At 35.6% G+C, this 21,479-nt stretch carries 9 protein-coding genes; 7 read left to right on the top strand and 2 right to left on the bottom strand.

Annotated features, from left to right (window positions below; all coding sequences use genetic code 11):
- The first annotated feature begins 225 nt into the window (after positions 1–225).
- The 3 genes from COJ96_RS23380 (at position 226) to COJ96_RS23390 (ending at position 8,816) form a co-directional block, all read left to right on the top strand.
- Positions 226–6,306, top strand: a complete 6,081-nt coding sequence (locus COJ96_RS23380) for an Ig-like domain-containing protein (protein ID WP_098576211.1) — start codon at positions 226–228, stop codon at positions 6,304–6,306.
- A gap of 213 nt (positions 6,307–6,519) precedes the next feature.
- Positions 6,520–7,791 (top strand): serine hydrolase, encoded by a 1,272-nt coding sequence (locus COJ96_RS23385; protein ID WP_180230230.1) that lies wholly within the window; start codon positions 6,520–6,522, stop codon positions 7,789–7,791.
- Positions 7,792–7,862: 71 nt separating this feature from the next.
- Positions 7,863–8,816: a C39 family peptidase gene (locus tag COJ96_RS23390; protein WP_098576213.1), complete on the top strand. Its 954-nt coding sequence runs from the start codon at positions 7,863–7,865 to the stop codon at positions 8,814–8,816.
- On the opposite strand, the gene COJ96_RS23395 is transcribed toward COJ96_RS23390, so the two are convergent.
- Positions 8,813–9,937, bottom strand: coding sequence for an acyltransferase family protein (locus COJ96_RS23395; RefSeq protein ID WP_098576214.1), 1,125 nt, complete (start codon positions 9,935–9,937; stop codon positions 8,813–8,815). The two genes, COJ96_RS23390 and COJ96_RS23395, sit on opposite strands and share 4 nt — an antisense overlap.
- 279 nt (positions 9,938–10,216) lie before the next feature.
- On the opposite strand from COJ96_RS23395, the gene COJ96_RS23400 reads away from it, so the two are divergent.
- Together COJ96_RS23400 and COJ96_RS23405 are read left to right on the top strand one after the other, a co-directional pair.
- Positions 10,217–10,933: a polysaccharide deacetylase family protein gene (locus tag COJ96_RS23400; RefSeq protein WP_257148618.1), complete on the top strand. Its 717-nt coding sequence runs from the start codon at positions 10,217–10,219 to the stop codon at positions 10,931–10,933.
- Positions 10,934–11,345: 412 nt separating this feature from the next.
- Positions 11,346–13,478 carry a bifunctional glycosyltransferase/CDP-glycerol:glycerophosphate glycerophosphotransferase gene (locus COJ96_RS23405; RefSeq protein ID WP_098576215.1) on the top strand — a complete coding sequence of 711 codons (2,133 nt, stop codon included), beginning with the start codon at positions 11,346–11,348 and terminating at the stop codon, positions 13,476–13,478.
- A 137-nt stretch (positions 13,479–13,615) separates the two neighbouring features.
- On the opposite strand, the gene COJ96_RS23410 is transcribed toward COJ96_RS23405, so the two are convergent.
- Positions 13,616–14,755, bottom strand: a complete 1,140-nt coding sequence (locus tag COJ96_RS23410; RefSeq protein WP_180230231.1) for an acyltransferase family protein — start codon at positions 14,753–14,755, stop codon at positions 13,616–13,618.
- A 212-nt stretch (positions 14,756–14,967) separates the two neighbouring features.
- Here COJ96_RS23410 and COJ96_RS23415 point away from each other — a divergent pair, with 212 nt between their 5' ends.
- Complete coding sequence (locus COJ96_RS23415; protein WP_098576217.1) at positions 14,968–17,634, top strand: bifunctional glycosyltransferase/CDP-glycerol:glycerophosphate glycerophosphotransferase; 2,667 nt, start codon at positions 14,968–14,970, stop codon at positions 17,632–17,634.
- Between the two features lie 890 nt (positions 17,635–18,524).
- Positions 18,525–21,374, top strand: a complete 2,850-nt coding sequence (locus COJ96_RS23420; protein ID WP_098576218.1) for an N-acetylglucosaminidase — start codon at positions 18,525–18,527, stop codon at positions 21,372–21,374.
- Positions 21,375–21,479 lie beyond the last annotated feature (105 nt).

The following is a 21,479-nucleotide window of genomic DNA, read 5'->3' on the forward strand; positions in this document are numbered from 1 at the left end:
TAGGAATAATGAATGTAAAACCACCTTAATATAATCACATTTTATCTGAATTTGTATACAGTACTGAAAAATTATTTTGTCTATTGGAGGTAATTGTATAAATATTTCTATATCCAAAGTATTGTTAATTTTGTAGAATTATAAAGTAATATATTACTTTGGTATGAATGTGTTGTAAGCGTTTTTACTAGGTGAAATGAAATTACAACAAAGGGTGGTAGATGGATGAAAGAAAGACAAAAGAAGTTTAAGCGTTGGACAAGCACGTCTATGGCAACACTTCTCTTGGTCAGTACCTTTTTGCCCAGTGGTCTAAACATTAGAGCACATGCAGACATGGCTGATCATGTTGTTATCTCTCAAGTGTTTGGTGGGGGAGGAAACGGAAGCGGCACTACAGCAGCTCCATACAATAAAGACTTTATTGAGCTTTATAACCCGACTGATCAACCAGTTGATTTAACAGGATGGTCTGTTCAATATGGCTCTTCGGGGGGGACGAGTTGGACACCAACTTCATTGACTGGAGTAATTCCTGCACATGGGTATTACCTTATTTCTGAGGGTGGCGGTGCTGCTGGAATAGACCTCCCAACTCCAGATGCTTCAGGTACAATTGCCATGTCTGGTACTGCTGGTAAGGTAGCTTTATTTAAGGACAAAACCACAGCGGCATCGGGTGTAAAGCCAACAGATACAGTTGATTTCGTTGGATTTGGTGGTGCAAATGCCTATGAAGGACCCGCTCCGACAAAAGCTCCCTCCAATACTACAAGCGTTCAGCGCCGCCCATATGCAAATACTGATCCGGCTCCTGGAAAAGGAAATGCATGGGACACTGATGATAACGCAGCAGACTTTTATGTAGGACCGGTTGCTGCACCTAGAAACACTGAAAGCACTCCTGAAGCCCCGATGGTTCCAGTAATCAGCTTGCAGCCAAAAGGAAATACCATTCAATTTTTACAACAACAAGATAATTCAGCTACCTTAAAGGGTGGTGCTGGTTCAGCTGAACCTAACTCAACCGTGAGTATCTATGAAACAGCAGCTAAAGGATCAGCACTTGGCACAGCAAAGGCAGCTGCTGACGGTTCCTTTGAAATCAGCTTCACAGCATCTAAAGCACTTCCGGCTGTTTATGTGTCTGCTAAACAAGGTGATATGGACGAAAGTGCGGCTATTCAAATCGACGTAGCCAAAGCATCCTCGAGTATTGCTGTTGATAAATTGAACTACATGGTATCAGGTGGAGTAGGTACATTAATCGGTAATGCAGGCGCAGCTGTTAAGGATTCCGTCATCAAGGTATATGCTGCAGAAAATGCAACTGAACTACTTGAAACAGCAAAAGCAAGTGCAACTGGAGATTTTAATATTAAAATAAACACCAATGCTCCTGATAAAGTTTATGTAACACAGCAATACAGCACAGCAAAAGGGATTATGCTTGAAAGTGCTCCTGTAGCGATTGAAAAGGCTGTGTTGAATACCATCACACCACTTAACGAAGTGAAAGCAACTGACTCGAAAGGGATTTTAACAAATCTTAACGGGTTCTTCACAGTTGAAGGTGTGGTAACGATTCAAAACGGTATTCTTGGTACACAGAAGAACAACTTCTATATCCAAGATGCAACAGGCGGAATCAATGTTTTTGGAAGCCTTGATTCAGGTCTAACTGTACAACGCGGTGACAAGTTACGAGTTACAGGTAAAGTCATCGTTTATAAAGGAATGACAGAGTTTGAGCCTACTGCTATTCAGAAATTGGATGAAGGCCTAGCACTTCCAACGGTTAAGGAAGTAACCATCCCAGAAGTAACTACATTTGCAACAGCTGAACCTCTTGAAGGAAGCCTTGTAAAAGTAACAGGAAAAATTTCTGCAGTAGAAGTAACTGCACCAAATTACAATGTAACAATTGTTGATGAAAACAATAAAACTACTATTCTAAGAGTTATGGAGAAGACTGGCATCAAGCCAGATACCGATCTAGTAATTGGTAAAAGTTACTCCATCACAGGTATTGTTGGTCAATACACATCAAATGCTACACACGTTAATGGATACCAAGTATTCCCGCGTGACGTGAAAGATATAGCTTCTATCTTAGGAATTACACACACACCATTAACAGAAGTATACAAAGATACAAATGTGGAATTTGTGGCCAATGCCGATGGTGCAGAAAGTGTAACTGTTTACTATCGTGCCAAAGGAGCAACAACTGAGTATATTAAATTGGCAATGGGCAATGACGGCACAGGCCGTTATACAGCAACATTGGATGCAGCAAACGTTCCAGCGAACGGCTTTGACTACTATATCGAAGCTGTAGCAGGCACGAAGGTACAATCAGTTGGAACAGGTGCTGCACCAAATCCGGTAGCAGTGATTGAAGATACAACGGGTCCTGCCTTCAGCGGTGAGACACCACAAATAGATGTAAAAGTGGAAACTCCACGTCCTGAAATTACAGCTCTTATTAATGATCCAAGCGGAGTTGATGAGTCATCTGTTCAAATGTGGCTTGATGACAAAGAATTGAAGGCTCCAGAAGCTACTATTACTAAAACGCAGGTTAAATACACACCAACAGAGGATCTTACAATTGGGGTCCATAAGGTAAAGGTGTCTGCAACAGATACAAAAGGCAACGAGAATAAAAAGGAATGGACGTTTGAAATCGTTCCACGTTTTGATGGCGGACACCACTATCGTGGTACCACACACAACCATACCAACATTTCACATGATGGTGCGGGAACGCCAGAAGATGCCTTAAAAGCTGGACAAAAATATAATTACGATTGGTTTGCTTTCTCTGACCACTCACATGATATTGATCCTGAAAAATTAGGAACTGATACAGTCAACCGTACTGCAAAAGATGGTAAAACTGTCATGCAGGAACGTTCAGGTGGAACACAGTGGCAAACAACGAAAGACCTAGCGAAAGAATATACAAAGAACGGTGAATATGTAGTATTCCCAGCTTTTGAAATGACTTCGACTACATGGGGTCACTCAAATATCTTTGGAACAGATAATTTTATTGACCGTAACATTAACGGTAAGCAATACCAAGACTTAAATCAGTATTATGCATGGGTATTAACGTATGACAATATCGTTGGTCAATTTAACCATCCTGATATGTCAGCCAATGCTTTTAACAACTTTAAGCCTTACAACAGCGATGTAGATAAATTATTTACCATGCTTGAAGTAGGCAATGGTTCTGGTCACTACGGCTATGCCAATGCCGAAGCAAAATATTTCTCAACACTAGATTTAGGCTGGCACCTTGCTCCTACGTATGGTGAAGATAACCACGAAGGAACATGGGGACAAATCAATGCCCGTACAGTTATCGTTGCAGACGATCTTTCTCAGGATTCTTTAATGAACTCGATGCGTAATATGCGCGTGTACATGGAAGAAGATCCGAACTTCACATTAGATGTATCTGCGAATGGCTACTATATGGGTTCAACGGTTGATAGTAAGAACCTAACATTTGATATTAAGGGAAGCGACGTAGTAGAGGAAGCGAAAAATAGCACAGACTATGATTATCTTCCGGCATCTTATAAGTCAGATGATAGAATTGCTAAAGTTGAATTAATCTCAAACGGCAGCAAAGTAGTCGATTCAATTACACCAATGGAAAAAGACTTTACATGGTCACCGGAATATACGGTAACAGGCGGCCAGCAATGGTTTGTCGTGAAAGTTACCCAAATGGATGGCGAGAGAATTTACTCTTCACCAATCTGGTCTAAAGAAGAATCAGTTGATGTAAAAGTGAACAGTATCGATATTGACGGCGGAGTCATTGTTGGCGGTAATCCTGCAACATTAAAAGCAGCAGTTGCGAACAACGGTACTGAAGTCGTGAAAAACCTAAAAGTAGATTTCTATTACGATGAAGTTAAGACGGAGAATCTGATTGGTACAAACAATATCACTTCGATTCTATCCAAGACTTCAGCAACAGCTACAGCAACATGGGCAAGCCCAATTAAAGGCGATCATAAGTTAATTGCCGTTGTAACTTCCTTAGATGGACTGAATCTTGGGGATGTTCAATTCTCGTTACCAGTAAAGATCAAAGAGCCACTTGGAATTAAGGTGTTAATCGATGCGAACCATAACAACGAAAACACAAGTACAGATGGCGGAACGTATAAGGATAACTTAAAAGCCTTTACGCTAATGCTTCAAAAAGAAGGTTACACGGTTGCTGAAAATAAAATAGCACTAACTGATGAAGTGTTAAGCACAACAAAAGTATTAGTGCTTACACACGGAAAAGCATTAACAGCGGATGAAAAAACAGCTGTTGCTAATTTTGTGAAAAATGGCGGTTCCCTATTAATGGCGGGTAAGAGCAACAACAGCACAGATCCTTCCATTAATAACGGAGTACTGAGCGAAATTGGATCAGCTATCCGGATGGGGAATGATGGCGTATTTGATGATAGCAAGAGTGGAAACTTCTGGAGTGATCCAGCTGTCAGCCCGTATGCAGTCAGAGTACATCCAGGATTAGTATCCAACCATATTACTGACCGCGTATCATTTGTTGATTATTACAGCGGAACAAGTTTATCTGGGGCAGATAATAAGGCATTAACCGAATCAGATAAAGTAACCATCCTTGCAAAAGGAAATGAAACAACGTACCAAGGCAAAGTTTTAGGCGGATTCACTTATGATGCCGTTTCTGATGCAACAGGCGGTTCTGCGATTCCGTTAATCGCTTCTGAAGAAATTGGCGAAAATGGACGAATCATTGTTTCAGGGATGAACATTTTTAATGATAAACAGATGGATGAATCTTATGAACCAAAAGGCAATGACGAATTAATTTTTAACGCTGTCAATTGGTTAGCGCATCGCGAAATGAAAGTGCAAAATATTGCCGATGTTCGCAAACTGGCTGATGACACAGATGTAGTCGTTGAAGGAACCGTTACCACTGGTGCAGGCGTCTTCTTTGATGCGTTTAACTTACAAGATGAGACTGGCGGTATCATGGCTTACCTTGAAGTTCCAGATGGTTCATTAAAAGCAGGCGACAAAGTACGAGTTTATGGTCACATTAAGAGATTTGATAATAATATTGAGTTAGAGTTTACTAGCTTTGCAAAAGATGTTATTAAACTTGGATCAGGTGATCCTGTCGAGCCGAAACTAGTACAAACTGGAGAAGCAACATCAGCTGCCAACCAAGGATTCCTAGTTAAAGTGAAAGGTCAAGTCGTATCTAAGTTTGACGAAAATTCTTATGTGATCAATGATGGTTCTGGTAATGTGTTAGTATTCACAGATGGATACATTATCAACCAAAGCAATGTTCAGGTACCAGTTCTTAAAACGGGTGACACCCTAGAGGCAGTTGGTTTATCTGGTGCTTTTGCACAGGGTACACGTATCCGTGTAAGAGATACAAGAGAACTAATAGGAACGGCAGATACTACTGCGCCAGAAAAGCCGTTTGTAAATGCTGTGACCGATGCTGATGAAGTAATCAGTGGAACAGCAGAAACGGGCTCTAAAGTTGTCGCAAAAGTAGAAGGTCAAGAAATAGGTACAGCAACAGTTAATGCTGAAGGTAAATTTACAATGACCATAGCTAAACAAGTAGCAGGCGTGAAGATTAATGTAACAGCTACTGACGAAGCAGGCAATGTAAGTGAAGCGGCAGAAATAACTGTAAGTGACGTAACTGCACCAGCAGCACCAATAGTTAACGGTGATGTAAACGATAACGATGTAGTTATTAAAGGCACAGCAGAGGCAGGAGCAACAGTTAGGGCTCATGTAAACGGTCAAGAAATTGGCAAAGCAACAGCTACTGCTGAAGGTAAATTTACAATGACCATAGCTAAACAAGCAGCAGGCGTGAAAATTTTTGTAACAGCTGCTGACAAAGCGGGCAATGTAAGTTTAGAGACTGAAAAAACAGTCCAAGACGAAAAAGTTACAACTGTGAGTGTCGCAACAGACAAGCCTGGTACACAGGTATTTAAAGATCCAATTCAGTTTACAGCTACTTCACAAGGAAGCAGGAGCCCTGAATATCGCTTCTATATTCTTGATAAAAAGGGAGCAGTAATCGTATTACAAGATTATGGGGTCAGTAGTACATTGAAATGGACAGCAAAAAATCCAGGTACCTACACTATTTTCGTTGAAGCAAAGGATAAATATAATTCTGGAATTTCTTCATATTATGAAGCGCGAACGGAATTAACCTTTGATGTAGAAGCAGGTAAAGGAAAAGCAAAAAATTAAAAAGTGGAATGAATAGGAACATCCTCTTTCCACCTCAGACTGTCGACAAATCCTAAAAATTGGGGTTTGCCGATAGTCTTTTTTTTGTGGGTATCCACATTGGATATCCATTTCCATTATCTATTTCCTTTTTATAGTAGAATCCTATATTCATAAATTGCAAATTTTGTTAAAATTTAAGAAAGATAAAATGTAAGAAGGATGGGGAAAGGGTTGAAGGCAGGACGTTTTTTACTAGGAATAATTAGTGCTTTTTTAGTATTTTCCATGATTATCCCTAGCCAACAGGCAAATGCTGCAGAATTAACAGCGCATCAGGATTTTACTAAAAAGGTAACTGTTGAACTAAACAAGTACATAAAAAAATCTGGCGGTGTAGTTATGCTGCAGTACCAGGACTTAGTAACAGGTGAGAGCTTTCAAATAAAAGGGAAGACCTCTACTCGTGCGGCAAGCACGATTAAATTGCCGCTAGCCCTTTATATTATGGAGCAAGCAGCTAAAGGCAAGATCAATTTGAATCAGAAGCTGAAATACAAGAGTTATCATTATTATGGCGGCAGCGGCGTCATTCAAAAGGATAAAGTTGGGACGTACTACACCATTCGTGATTTGGTTAAAAAAGCGATGATTTATAGTGATAATATTGCCTTTATCATGTTAAAGGAACGAGTCGGACAACAAAATTTTATTAAATATATGAAAAGCGTTGGCGGCAAGTATGCCTATCCGAATGGGAGAAATTTAACTTCTGCAAAAGATTTAACAATCTATGCGAAAAGGCTCTATCAATTCTCGAATAGAAGCCCGTTAGGCAAAGAACTAGTCGGCTATTTGAAAAAGTCCGTTTATAATACGACCATTCCACGCGGAATTAAGGGGACCCCCGTGGCCCACAAGGTTGGGATGATTCCAATAGACCGAATCTATAACGATGCAGCGATTGTGTATGACAAAAACCCTTACGTCTTAGCAATCATGACAAAAGGTATTTCCTTTGAGAAGTCACAAAAGGTCATTGCCGGGGTTGCGGCTATAGTTAACAAATATCACAAAGCGAAGGCGTCAGCACCATATTTTAAGAGTAAAGCAGATGTAACCATCTATCAAAATAACAGCAAAACAGCTGCGATTGGAACATTGAAAAAGTACCAAACTCTAAAAATTATCTCAACCAAGGGTACTTGGTTTGGAGTCAAATTCGGAAAAGGCACCGGATATATTGAAAAGAAATCAGTGGTTGCCCTAAAGAAAACGACAGTAAGCGGCTGGGCTGCAAACCTTCCCCAAATCGGCATCATTAAAATGAAGGAGAAAACACCCGTAGTCGACAAAACTATTGCAGGTAAGGTCATTGCCTATATTAATAAAGACCAAGATTACTATTTTTTCAAAATTGATAAAGATTACTATGTTGTTGATTTAGGTGGAAGAGTCGGATATGTCGCTAGTAAATATATTGCTGATCTTAGTATAAGCATGTAAATTTTCCGTCTTAGCTAGGGAGAATTCACCCCTAGCTTTTTTAAATCATTCTATGGAGGGGTTGACGAGAGATGAAGAGAATAAAATGGATGGTACCATTGCTGAGTTTACTGCTATTTGCAGCAAACACAGGTAAGGCAGAGGCAGCCACTGGTGTGATTGATAAAACGCCGCCGAAAATGCCTACGGTAAATAATCTGACTAATAAGTCCTTTACGATCTCAGGTAAGGCAGAGGCAAATGCCATCGTTTATGTAAATAGAAACTCAAAGTATTATTTAAAGAAGGCTGCAGACAAAAACGGGAATTATTCTTTTCCGATTCCGCAGCAAAAAAAGCAAACGGTCATCGAGGTGTATGCTGTCGATCAAGCTAAAAATAAAAGTTTAGCAAGAAAAGTGATTGTTAAGTCACAGCCCAAGCTAAAAAAGCAGAAATTGAATGTGTCCGTCATTCGCCAAATGCCTGAGCTGCCGCGTGGGTGTGAAGTGACGAGTTTAGCGATGATGTTGAATTATTCAGGTACAAAGGCAAATAAAATGACACTGGCCAAACAAGTGAAAAAGGACCCAGCTGTCATGCAACGGAAAAACGGCAAAATCTATTTCGGCCATCCTAATTATGGGTTTGTCGGCAATATGTATACCTTCAATAAACCAGGGTTAGGCGTTTTTAATAAACCGATTGAAGCCTTAGCAGAACGATATAAACCGAATCGGATTAAAAATTTAACTGGAAAGCCGTTCGAAACGATTTTAAGTTACGTAAGTGCCGGCCATCCGGTCTGGATTATTAATACGAGCTGGTTCAGCCGTGTTCCTAATTCTTATTGGCAGACATGGTACACTTCACATGGAACGGTTCGGATTACCTATAAGGAACATTCAGTTGTGATCACTGGCTACGATTCTAAATATGTTTATTTCAATGATCCGTTGGATGGAACGAAGAATAAAAAGCGCCCGATCAAAACATTTGTTGAGGGATGGAAACAATTTGGAAGCCAAGCGATTAGTTATTATTAAGACGTTCCCATCCTCGTTTTTCTGAAAAAAGGAATATGAACCAGATCGATTAGGAAGTTAATTCCGATCGAAACCATGATGGTTAGGATAAATACCCAAATCACGATTAGGGTCGAATAGTAAGGAGCAAAGCTGATTTCTTGAAAAAAGTAATAGATAAAAAAGGTATGTGTCAGCCAAATAATCGTTGAGTGTTTTCCTAATAGAAGAAATAACCTCTCCAGTATGGTGATATTTTGAACTAGTTTCACAAACGAGAAAATCACCAAAGGGGCAAGAATAAAATCTGAGTAATTATAAATTCCTTCTATTTCAGGTCCTCTTGTTTCAATAATAAATTTGAAAGAGTACTGTCTGAAATAAAAATAGAGAACAAGAAGCAGCAAAAACACGATCTTATTATTTAGGTGTATTTTAGAGAAAAATGCATCCATTTTTTCAAATAAAGAATATTTGGAAAAGTAGATCCCAGTAATGAACATGATTTGCCACTGAAATAACGTCCCTACATGATTGATTCCAATTTGAACTAGTTCTAGGTTAGAAAAAAATTCGTCAATGTGTAAAAAGAAAGCAGAAAGAAACAAAAAAATAAACGAGAGGTAGCTTGTCAAAGTAGGCCATTTTTCAATCAATTTTATAATTAGTGGGAAAAGCAATACCAATTCAATATAAACAGAGATGAACCACCACTCGCCATTATAGGTATGAATCAGAGCAAATAAATTATAAATAAACAGTTTAGGGTTCCACGCATACCTTACCGTGTCATCAAAATATTTGAGTCCAATCGGAATAAAAATAAAAAAGACAAGCCAGTAAATAGTAAAAAAGTTAAATGCCCTTATCAGCCCCTGGCGGAAGGTAAACTTGTGTTTTGATTCGAAGCTTTTATAAAGACCCAATCCGCTGAGGAACAGGAAAATAGCTACACATAGTTTACCAAACTGACCGATGAGCTGGTCTAAAGGTAAGTTATCAACCATCATAATCGGCTTGTAATGGACAGCCTCAATACGGTTGGGAAAAGCAAATAAATGGTGATAAACCATTAAGACGATGGCAAGTCCCTTGGAAATCGCGGTCATATTTCTAGAAAAAATAAATGGTTTATCTTCCATATATCATTCACCTCAGGAAAAAATCTCGTTTTATCCATAGGTTGTTTGGAATCATGCGGGATTATTCATCACGTAGGATTTTTCTTTTGCACGAGAATTGAGGAAAAGCGTCAATTGCATATCTTAGAATAGAAGATTTAGAGTTTTTTAATTTTGGCTGTGTTAAACATGTCTGTTGATTNNCCCGCAGGAGTCTTCGTGCCTTCTAATCCAAACAACAGAGTGCCAAAATCAACATTAATCTTTAACACAGCCTTATTTTTAGAGGGGGAAAAAGATATGTTAAAAAAAACAACCACAGTCATTTTTGCGATGCTGCTTCTGCTAAGTACTTGTTTTTTTTCAACAAATAAAACGTATGCGAGCGAGAAAACAGCTAGTAAGGTTGTTTATTTGACCTTTGATGATGGCCCGAATCAATACACGCCTAAAATACTTGATATTTTGAAAAAGAAACAAGCACATGCAACCTTTTTTATGATCGAAGGAAACATTAAACGAAATCCTAAAACGGTTAAGAGAATGATTAAAGAAGGCAATTATCCAGCATTACACAGTGTTTCCCACAGTGTTAAAAAATTATATCGCGGAAGTTCAAAGAACGTTGCAGTCGAAATGGAGAAGACACGGCAAACTTTGTTAAGAGTTTCGAAGTTTAATAGTATGTTAACCCGTGCGCCGTATGGAAGCAAACCCTATATGAAGAAACCCTTAAGGGATGCATTAGCAAAAAAGGGCTTTAAAATGTGGGATTGGGACATTGATACACTTGATTGGAAATATAATCGGACCAGTCCGAAGACGATTACATCAAGAGTGAAATCCGGACTTAAAGGTAAAAAGGGACCAATCGTGATTCTATTCCATGATTCAAAAGGAACAGCACAGCAGCTTCCGATTATTATTGATTACCTGCGCAAAAAAGGTTATACACTAGAGGTCTATAACCCGCAAAAACATATTGTGAAGAATTTTTGGAATGATAAGAGATTTTAATCAGACCATTTAAAATGTTTAAAATGTGTTTGACCACAATACAATTAAGATTTACTTACAATAATAAAACACAAAAAGGGCTGCAAGAGAGGCAGCTCTTTTTGTTGTGGTTAAGGTATAGGCATATTTAGATCTGAAAATTCAAGGGATTCCCCCGATACTTTGTATAAATAATAACAGCTAGAAAAAAGCTAATAAAATACTACTTTTTCATCTGTTCAATCCTTCCCCTTTTGATGTATTCTTGTCTATCAATTATGTCCCCAGTCATTTTATTTGATTTTCATTAACACAAATCGTCTAATAAACCGATAAAATTGTATAAATTAACAAAATCTATACATAACAATGATTAATTGTTAAAATCTAATAGGAATATTGTCGAAATTTCAGGGAGTGTGACAGAAAAAGCATGAATATTAAACAAAAAGCGACGGTATCAATCATCATCCCATATTATAACTCCATGGAATTCATCGGAGATTGTTTAAATTCCGTATTATCACAAACCTATACGAATCTGGAGATTATCATCATAAATGATGGTTCGGATGCAGAAAATACTCGATACATTGAAACGTTGCAACACGACAAAAGAATGGTCTATATAAAAAATGAATCAAAAAAGGGAGTAGCCTACTCACGGAATAAAGGCTTGAGTTCCGCAACTGGAGAGTTTGTGCTTTTTCTAGATAGTGAGGACATCCTAGCAGAAAAAGCGATTGAAATTCTTCTATCATCTATTGAAGATGCACCCGCGATTGCAGGGAAAACTAAACGATTATTAAGACCCAATGATTTAGAGGTTCCACAGCCTACGGAAGTCATCGTGACCCCTAATCCAAGTCAAAAAATATTCCATAGCGGAAGTATTTTAAATGTATTGATTCGGAGCAGTTTCATCAAGGAACATAAGGTTCGCTTTTATGAGGGCACGGAAGGAGCCACAGATATATCGGGGATCATCCCGTTTCTCTTATACGTAAAGAGTTTACCCAGCTTGAATATCCATACATATTTTCAACGGGTTCGTAATGACCCCATTTCCAATCCAAGTCTGGTCCAACGTTCAATCCAAGAGAGAACTCGTGATTTTATCAAAGTCTATATGGAAATGAATCAACAGTATGGAACGTATCAATCAGTGAAGGAATATTTGGACGGGCTGCTTCTCAGGTTCTATCGACGACAGGTTATAAATATTTTTAACGACCAAAAACACATGGATGAGTTCTTTGACTTATTGTCTTCAGCAATGAGTATTCTCAACCCAGCTAGCATTGCTTCGCAGCCTAGTCATATTAAAAGGGAAGTCAATCAGTTACGTGCTGGAAATAAAGACAAATTCATTAAAGGATATAAACTTCATGTAGAAGCAAGGGATTTTAAGAATGCGATAAAAGGGTTTACTAGGCTTAAAAGGTACATCTACAATAAGTTTTTCTTGAGATTTCCGATGAAGGAGAATTACATTATTTTTGAGAGCTTCTTAGGAAAAAACTACTCGGATAGTCCTCGAAATATTTACGAATATATTATTGAAAACAATCTTGATTATCAGTGTATCTGGGTTTTCAATGATAAAAATCGTCAAATTCCTGGAAATGCGAAAATCGTAAAACGATTCAGTCTTGCCTACTATTATTATTTTGCGGTATCGAAATACTGGATCAATAATATGCGGCAACCGCTCCATCTTGTCAAACGAGAGGGAAATGTTTTTTTAGAAACGTGGCATGGGACTCCGCTAAAAAAATTGGTATTTGATATGAAGGACGTCTATTCGGCCAATCCAAGATATAAGCGGGATTTCTATATGCAGTCACGGGCGTGGGATTATTTATTATCGCCGAACCGCTATTCTTCGGAAATTTTTCGGAGTGCCTTTAAGTTTGATAACGAAATGCTGGAGTTTGGCTACCCCCGCAATGACATTCTTTATTCACCGCAAAAGGAAGAAATTGTGGCAAGAGTAAAGAAAAACATTGGAATACCTGACAACAAAAAGGTAGTGCTATATGCACCAACCTGGCGGGATGATGACTTCTATGAGCCGGGAAAATATAAATTTCAACTGCAGTTGGATCTACATAAAATGAAGGAAACTCTTGGAGATGACTATGTAGTTGCACTAAGGATGCACTATTTTATTGCGGATGATATTAATGTGGAAGGCTTGGATGGCTTTGCATTCAATCTTTCTAAGTATGATGATATTGCTGAATTATATCTGATTTCGGATATTCTTATCACTGATTATTCTTCTGTATTTTTTGATTACGCAAATCTGAAGCGCCCTATTTTATTCTTTACGTATGACCTGGATAAGTATCGGGACCAATTAAGAGGATTCTATCTGGATTTTGAAAATGAAGGCCCAGGACCATTACTGCGGACAAGTGATGCCGTCATTGATGCGATTGCAAACATTGATGTGATAAGTGAGCAATACTCAGATAGATACGCTGCATTCTATGAACGATTCTGCAGCTGGCATGATGGAAAATCTACGGAGAAAGTAGTGAAAAGAGTGTTGTCTATTTAAATGGAAAGGAAAATTATCCTGGTTTAACTTATAACGCCAAACTGTTAGAGTGAGATCTTTTATACTTACTAAATATCTTTAAAAAACAAATAAAAAATCCTACTCCATATTTTGATTTTGGAGTAGGTGATTGATTTTTAATGTAAAAGGGATTTATTAACAGTGCTCTGTTTTTTTATATCAAGGAAATTAATTTTATTACTTATAAAGTTAACACATATTGATACAACAATAGTTAGGATAAAAACCCAACCTACGATGAGAATAGAGAAATATGGTAAAAAAATAATTTTTTGATAATAGTAGTAAATGAAAAAAGTATGCGTTAGCCAAATATTGTTTGAATGTTTACCTAAAGTCGCAAACAATTTTGAAAAAATATTTGTATAAGAAACAATTTTGACAAAAGAAAAAATCAATATTGGAGTTAAGATGAAGTCAGCATACGTATAAATTCCGCTTATTTTCGCCCCCCTAACTTCAATAATCCAAGGGAGTGTAAATTGCCTAATATAAAAACAAATAAAGAGTACTATTAGATAAAACAGGATATTTTCCAATTTTAATCTATTAAGAAATTGGTTAATTTTCTCAAATACTGAGTATTTTGAGAAATAAATACCAACTATAAATACTACTTGCCACAATAATAAAACACTTAGATGATTCATTAAAAGTTGTATTAGTATGTTGTTAGGAAATAAGAGGATAGCATTTTGAAAAAAACCAGCAAAAAATAGACTAATAAAGGATAAATAATTCACGATTAAGGGAATTTTTTCAATCAACTTAATAAGAATAGGGAATATTATTATTAATTCCAAATATAAAGGCACAAACCACCATTCACGATTATAGGTATTTGTAAGTGAGGTGAAGTTTAATAAAAAGTTCTTTAAGTTAAATACATATCTCGGTTGGTTATGAAACCAAATAAGACCTATTGGAATAAAAATAATAAAAATAATCCAGTAAGTTTTTAAGAATTGAATAATTTTCTTTAAACTTACTTTAAAAGTGAAGGAATTATTCTTTAAAAAGTTTTGATAAAGCCCATAACCACTTGTAAAAAGGAAAATTGAAACACATATTTTTCCAAATGCACCAATTAATTGATCTAAGGGCTGACCATTAAACATCATTAGTGGAGCATAATCAACTGATGAAATACGATCAGGGAATGTAAACAAATGATGGTAAACCATTAATAGAATAGCTAAACCTTTTGCTTGAGAAGTCATTTTCTTTGAGAATTGAAATTCATTCTTTTTTTTCATCATATACCTCGGTTAAAGAAGATTTAAATTATACAATGAAAATTGTATCTTTTTATATCTAATGAATCAATAAACTTTTTTGGGATAAATACTGGATATATAAATCCTTGTCTAATATTTTTAATTAAAGTATACTTACTTGAAAAATTAGAGTAGGACTATATTCACAATAATATTATATTTAAAATAAAGTCGGCATAGAGGGGTCAAACATGGAATATAAATTTAAATTTACTGTAATTATGCCAGTTTATAATGTAGAGAAATATTTAGAGGAATCGATCTTGTCAGTGGTAAACCAAAACATTGGGTTCACTGACAATATTCAACTGATTTTGGTGAATGACGGAAGCACAGACAATTCCGAAGAGATTTGTGTAAAGTATAAAAAGCTTTATCCTAATAATATATTTTATATTAAACAGGAAAATGCTGGCGTCAGTGCGGCACGTAATAATGGAATGAAATATATTGAGGGTAAATATGTTAACTTTTTAGATTCGGATGACTTGTGGCCGGAAAATACATTTAGTACGGTATATGAAAAATTTGAAAAGTGGAAGAATAAAGTGGATGTCATTGCAACAAGGATGAAATTCTTTGGAGCAAAAGAGGACTACCATATACTTGATTACAAATTTAAAAAGGATAAAATCATCGATATATTTGAAAATTATAATTACATCCAATTGAGTTGTCCCTCTTCATTTATTAAGAGTGATGCTTTAGTAGGGCTAGAATTTGATACAAGAGTAAAGTTTTCAGAGGATTCTAAATTTATGTGTCAGATTTTACTTGAAAAGAAAAAGTATGGGATATTATCTTCTGTTGAATATAAATACCGAAAACGATTCGACAATACGTCTGCTATTCAAATAAGTGAAAAATCAAAATCTTGGTATTTTGATACTCCTTTATATGCCTATAAATTTGTGATGGAATACTCCAAACAAAAATTTGGTTATGTCATACCATACATTCAATTTTATGTAATGTATGATTTACAATGGAGACTTAAAGGGGTAGTTTCCTCAGAATTAACAGAGGAAGAACAAAGGGAATATAAGAGTATAATTATTGATCTCTTACAAAATATTGATGACTATATCATTTGGGAACAACGGAATTTATGGCGGGAGTACAAGGTATTTGCATTATGTTTAAAGTATGGCAGAGATATAAGAGAAGAGGTTCGTTATAGTAAGGGAGGACTCTTTTTTAATAATATTTCTATTGACAATTTGAGTAATAGGAACAAACTTGTAATTGAAATTTTGGAGGTGAATAATAAACAATTAATATTAGAGGGTAACATTAATATCATGTTGCCAGAAGACAGCTATGAGATCTACTTTGAAACGAACAACGGAGAAATATATGATGTTGAAACTTTTAAGAGGTCCCACAAAACAAGATTTTCATTTAATGAAGAAATTTTTCAGCTGCTTGGATTTAAAGTGCAAATCCCTTTAAAAAAAGTAAAAAGTATAAAAGCAGTCATTAAGTATAAAGAACATAACAAGAAGATTGGTATTAATTTTGGGAAATTTGGGAAGTTAAATGAAAATATTAATAATTCGTATTTTGTTGCAAGTAAATATATAATAAAATACCAAAAACAAAAAATAATGTTCTTTCGAAGAAGTGCAAAAGTGCAAATAAAAAATGAGATGTTTTTTCTAAAGCAGTTATATATGAAAAAGGAATATACAATTATGTTATATCGATTGCTTTATACGGTATATTCCCTTTATTTAAAGAAGTTTAAACCGAAAAAGGAAATTTGGTTATTATCCGACAGAATTAATATAGCTAATGATAATGCAAGACATTTATTTAAATATGTAGTGGAACAAAAAGACAAAGATATTTTTCCGTATTTTGTAATTTCTGAGAATAGCCGGGATTATAATGAATTAAAGAAAATAGGGAAAGTTATTAAGTATGACTCATTTAAATATAAATTGTTCTTTTTGCTTAGTTCTAAAGTAATATCTTCTCATGCTGATGAATTTGTAATAAATGCTTTCGGTAAAAAAAGAAGTTTTGTTAAAGATTTATACAAATTTAAGTTTGTTTTTTTACAGCATGGTATAACAAAAGAAGATATTTCAAATTGGCTGAACAAATACAATAAAAATATCAAGTTGTTTGTTACTGCAGGAAAAACGGAATATGAATCCATATTGAATTATGACTTTTATTACAATGATGACGTTGTAAAATTAACAGGTTTTCCTCGTTATGATAATCTAATGAATAAACAGAAGGATACAAAGCGTTCTATACTTATTATCCCTACATGGCGTCAATACTTAGCTGGTCCGTTAGATGATAATAAACATAGGCTTTATAATCCAAGATTTAAGGATTCCAATTATTTTCATTTTTACAATAATTTAATTAATGACGCTAAACTTTTGAAAGCATTAGAGGAAAGTGGATTTTCTGCTAAGTTTTGTCTACATCCGTCCATTCTAATTCAAATTGAAGATTTTACTGATAATGAGTTTGTTAAGTTGGAGAGAAATCCAGTTGATTACCAAGAAGAGTTTAAAAATAATTCCCTTTTAATAACTGACTATTCAAGTGTCTTCTTTGATTTTGCATACCTTAAAAAACCAATTATTTACACACATTTTGATGAGGATGAGTTTTACCAAAATCATTTATATCAACAAGGGTACTTTAGCTATGAAAAAGACGGCTTTGGGCCAGTTTACTATGATTATGACTCCACATTAAATGGTATTATCAATACAATCAAAAATGGTTGCATCATGGATGAAGAATATATTAAACGTGTGGAAAAATTTTATTACAAATTTGATACTAGCAACTGCAAAAGAGTCTATGAAGAAATTTTATTATTAAAATGAAGAGTTAGTAAGGTTAAGACTGTCGACAAATCTGAAAAAAATCAAATTAATCGACAGTCTTCTTCTTATGCTAAGTCAATAACGAATGTTACACTAGGTGCGTGGACGAATTTTGAACATGCCACAAAGAAAAAGGATGGATTTCTGGAGTAATTCTCTAATCATATTAATATAAAACTGTCGATATAAGCGCGATGTTTATTATAGATGCCCTGAATTTGAAAAAGTTGGTCAGTTGGACAAGTGGTAAAGCACCAAAATAGTATAAAATGGGCCACAAGATAACAGTTTTTAAACTGAATAAATGTAAAAATGACAAAATACATCCGAATTGTTTTATTGGGATATATTTTGTCTACCCTTAAGAGCCTTCCTATAGTAAGGCTCTTTTTATTGAAAAAAGCAGAAGTTTGTCGAAGAGTGAAATATTTATTTCTAGACAAATTTTTAAAAAAAATATATGGTAATTGTTCACAAACTAGAAAAAGTAAAGGATAATAGCTTTTGTAGTTTCAAATTTTAATAGGAGGGTGATATTTTTTAGGGAATAAAATTATTTTTTGTGTTGATATGTCGTAATTTGCTTTTGGAAAGGAGATTATTGTTGTTTAGTGACATAGAGAGTATAAACAGAAAACGACAAACACGAGTTGGAGTTTCATTAAGAACCTCAATAGTATTGCTCGCGATGTTTCCTCATCCCTACTAAGGTTCGAAAAGGAAAGCTCTTTGGTAATCTGCTAACAATATTACTCTATTATTATGAATGAGGTTACTTTTGGTATTAAAGAATAATAAGACTATAGGGAATATAGTAACTTAAAATACTGTGAAAATAGCCTCATGTAATTACTTAAAAAGTCGAGTGGCGTTACATCTTGGAGGTTTAAATGAAATATATATCTAGATTATTAGTTCTAGTATTAATCTTTTGTTTGATTGGCCCATATTATACATCAGCAGAAAGTAATCTAGTAAACATTGAGGATCTTTCAACCCCTAATCCTGAACAGTCAAATGCAGAAAATGCTGATCTTAATAAAGTCGATGAAACCTTAACTGATACAAATGATGTCGAGAATAATACAGAAGAAGCAACATTAGATGAATCCTCAGAAACACAAGAAACCGAATTAGAAAAGAAACAAGAAGAGAAGAGTGTTATTAAGGAAGGTTCCATAACTTCTAATAGTAATGAAATTAATAGTTTCGTAGATGATTCAACCCATTCAGATGGTGTGAATGTGGAAGTTAATTCTAAGGAAGGTAATGAAGTTATCATCACAGATGAAAATTTAGATAATAGTAACCTTCCGAATACTATAGATATATCTAACACCTTTGTAATGGAAAATATCGTGGAAAGTCAAACTAGCCGGTTGGGCCACATTAAAAGTGGTAGTGTAGTAATCTACAGAATTTTAGGGGATGACTCTACCTCATTCACGGCAGGATCCACTTATACGAATAAAGTTTACTACATTAAAAAACAGGCTAAAGTAAATGATGAAACCTATTACTTACTAAGTAATAACCCAAGCAGTGAATACGGTGTAGTTGGATGGGTGAAGGCACTTGATTTATCAACACAGCTACATGTCGGAGTAGATAAACTGCCAAAAATATTTGCAATCAAAGGAATGGGTAGTTCTTTTAGTAAGGCATGGGGCGGAAAGAAAGATTATATTAATGAAGACCTATCTGTTTACCAAGATCGAGAATTTAAGGTGAATTTAACAGAAAAGGTCGGAAATATTGTATGGTACCGCGGGGAACTGGATGGCAAAACAGTTTGGATTCAATCAAGTAACGTAACGTTAATTGAGGAAAGTCAAACGAGTCGGTTAGGCCATATTCGTAGTGGCAGCGTAATAATTTATAGAAATATAGGGGATGACTCTACCTCATTCACGGCAGGATTCCCTTACACGAATAAGGTTTATTACATTAAAAAACAGGCCAAAGTAAATGATGAAACCTATTACTTACTAAGTAATAACCCAAGCAGTGAATACGGCGTTGTTGGATGGGCAAAGGCACTTGATTTATCAACACAGCCACATTTCGGAGTAGATAAACTGCCAAAAATATTTGCAATCAAAGGAACGGGTAGTGCATTTAGTAAGGCATGGGGCGGAAAGAAAGATTACATTAATGAAGACCTATCTGTTTACCAAGATCGAGAATTTAAGGTGAATTTAACAGAAAAGGTCGGAAATATTGTATGGTACCGCGGAGAATTGGATGGCAAAACAGTTTGGATTCAATCAAATAATGTAACGGTGATTGTAGAAAGTCAAACAAGCAGGTTGGGCCATATCCGAAGTGGCAGCGTAAAGATCTATAGAAATATTGGTGAAGACTCGACCTCATTTACTGCTGGATCCATTTATACGAATGCAGTTTACTACATTAAGAAACAGGCGATTGTAAATGGCCAAACATTTTACTTATTAAGTAAACAGCCAAGCAGTACAAGTGGAATAGTGGGCTGGGCGAAGGCGACTGACTTGACAACAAATCCACATATAGGGATTGACCATCAAGCAAAAACATTCTATATAAAGGGAACAGGCAGTGCATTTAGCAAGGCATGGGGCGGAAAAAAAGATCTTATTTACGACGAACTTTCAAAATATGAAACTAAAGTATTTCAGGTTAATTTAACCGAAAAAGTAGGAAACATTATCTGGTACCGAGGAGAATTGGATGGGAAATCAGTATGGGTTCATGGATCCTATTTATTAAAGCCTAAAGACATCATTAGTAAATATACTTCATATGTTGTCGGTCTAAGTACATTGGTACAAATTCAGATGGCTGCAAATCCCCAGACAGATAAGCGATACAAACTTTGGATTAGACAAGATGCATTTAAAAAAGATAGTATTCGTAATGATACTGGAACGATTACTGGAGATAGTTGGAATTTAAGGAGAGGCCCGGGTAACAATTATATCCAAGGTGGGAAAGTTAAGAATGGTGAGGTACTAACAATATACTCTAGTATTAAAGGTGAGGATGGATATATTTGGTATAATGTGAAGTACACTTCAGGATGGGTGACGCCTGATGAAAATGATTTGAAATATTACTTGAATTATTCAAATTTCACAGGCAATTTCAAGGATTCATTACAATTCTTAAAATTATCACAAAGTGCAAATATAAATGTAGTTGAAGTAAATAATAAAATTCTAAAAAATAAGGGAATTTTATCAGGTAAAGCAAAAGCATTTGTTGATGGTTCCAAACAATATGGCTTAAATGAAATCTATCTTATTTCCCATGCCTTATTAGAAACAGGGAATGGTTCTTCTCCATTAGCAAATGGTATTGAGGTCGGAAAGGATAAAAATGGTAACTTAGTCCTTGTAACATCAAGTAATAGAAGTAGTCTGAAAGATATTAAAAAGACGTACAATATGTTTGGTATAAATGCTAAGGATACCTGTCCAAATGAATGTGGTGCAAAATATGCCTATGAAGCAGGATGGTTTTCGCCGGAAAAAGCAATAGTAGGTGGTGCAGCTTTCATTGGTAAAGGATATGTAAACAATGGACAAGACACATTATATAAAATGCGTTGGAATCCTGCATTTGCAGCAGTAAATATGTATGCGTCACATCAATATGCAACGGATATTGGCTGGGCTTTTAAGCAGACTTCAAAAATGTATGAATTATATAGTTTACTAGATGAATATATTTTGGTTCTTGATATACCTAAATATAGATAGTTTCTCTGGCTGATAAAAGCACATTGATTGGCAGATACTTCTGCTTATCAATGTGCTTTTGTTTGAATGAATTTTAATGATTCTTCGTAAGCCCGTATTCAAACA

This window comes from Bacillus sp. AFS073361, from assembly GCF_002567005.1.
Lineage (GTDB): Bacteria > Bacillota > Bacilli > Bacillales > Cytobacillaceae > Neobacillus.

Bases quoted from the DNA above. Each gene is read 5' to 3' on its own strand.
- COJ96_RS23380 (WP_098576211.1), top strand. From the start codon at position 226: ATGAAAGAAAGACAAAAGAAGTTTAAGCGTTGGACAAGCACGTCTATG.
- COJ96_RS23390 (WP_098576213.1), top strand. From the start codon at position 7,863: ATGAAGAGAATAAAATGGATGGTACCATTGCTGAGTTTACTGCTATTT.
- COJ96_RS23395 (WP_098576214.1), bottom strand. From the start codon at position 9,937: ATGGAAGATAAACCATTTATTTTTTCTAGAAATATGACCGCGATTTCC.
- COJ96_RS23400 (WP_257148618.1), top strand. From the start codon at position 10,217: ATGTTAAAAAAAACAACCACAGTCATTTTTGCGATGCTGCTTCTGCTA.
- COJ96_RS23405 (WP_098576215.1), top strand. From the start codon at position 11,346: ATGAATATTAAACAAAAAGCGACGGTATCAATCATCATCCCATATTAT.
- COJ96_RS23410 (WP_180230231.1), bottom strand. From the start codon at position 14,755: ATGAAAAAAAAGAATGAATTTCAATTCTCAAAGAAAATGACTTCTCAA.
- COJ96_RS23415 (WP_098576217.1), top strand. From the start codon at position 14,968: ATGGAATATAAATTTAAATTTACTGTAATTATGCCAGTTTATAATGTA.
- COJ96_RS23420 (WP_098576218.1), top strand. From the start codon at position 18,525: ATGAAATATATATCTAGATTATTAGTTCTAGTATTAATCTTTTGTTTG.